Source organism: Vibrio sp. D173a (genome assembly GCF_030248475.1).
This window is the reverse complement of the sequence record NZ_JAHGAH010001031.1, coordinates 1-894: the sequence shown is the minus strand read 5'-3', so window position 1 is coordinate 894 and position 894 is coordinate 1. Positions and strand designations below refer to the sequence as shown.

General features: G+C 44.5%; 1 protein-coding gene. It reads left to right on the top strand.

All coding sequences use genetic code 11. From position 1 onward, the window contains the following. Positions 1-91: 91 nt before the first annotated feature. Positions 92-894, top strand: an 803-nt coding sequence (locus KIV40_RS31065; protein WP_285353148.1) for an MBL fold metallo-hydrolase, incomplete at its 3' end; no start/stop codon positions are given.

The following is an 894-nucleotide window of genomic DNA, read 5'->3' as shown; positions in this document are numbered from 1 at the left end:
ACAATTTAATCCATACTTATCAGCAACTTAAAAAGTTGGCACAAGCGATGCAGTACAGACCTTAGAAACATTCATAGAAGGTAGTATCGTTATGACAATTCACGTTAAATCAAATGTCCATTGGGTTGGTATTCACGACTGGGAAACAGAGCACTTCCACGGCAAAGAGTACCATATGAATAAAGGGACAAGTTACAACTCATACTTGATTCGTGAAGAGAAGACTGTGCTGGTTGATACTGTAGACCACAGATTTACTGATCAATTCCTCGCAAACCTAGAGATGGAGATCGACCTTAATGAGATCGACTACATCATCTGCCAGCACGCCGAAGAAGATCACTCTGGGGCACTCGCGGCACTGTTAGCTAAAATCCCTAACACACCTGTTTATTGTACTGAAGCGGGCGTTAACTCCATCGTTGGTCATCACCACCAGCCTGACTGGAACTTCCGTACAGTCAAAACCGGTGACACTCTCGATATAGGTAATGGCAAACAGCTTATCTTTGTTGAAATGAAAATGCTCCACTGGCCAGACTCGATGGCAACTTATCTCACTGGTGATGAGGTGCTATTTAGTAATGATGCCTTTGGTCAGCACTACTGTGACGAACGCCTATTCAACGACCAACTCGATCAAGTAGAACTGCATGAACAGTGTTTACGCTACTTCTCGAACATCCTGACGCCGTTCGCTCCACTGGTAAAAGCTAAAATTGAGGAAGTATTGAGCTTAGGTGTGCCGATCGATGTGATCGCCACTTCACACGGCTGTATTTGGCGTGATAACGCGACTCAGATCGTCGAGCAATATTATGAGTGGTCGAAAGCGTACAAAGAAGATCGCATCACTATCGTCTACGACACCATGTCGAACAACACTCGAATGAT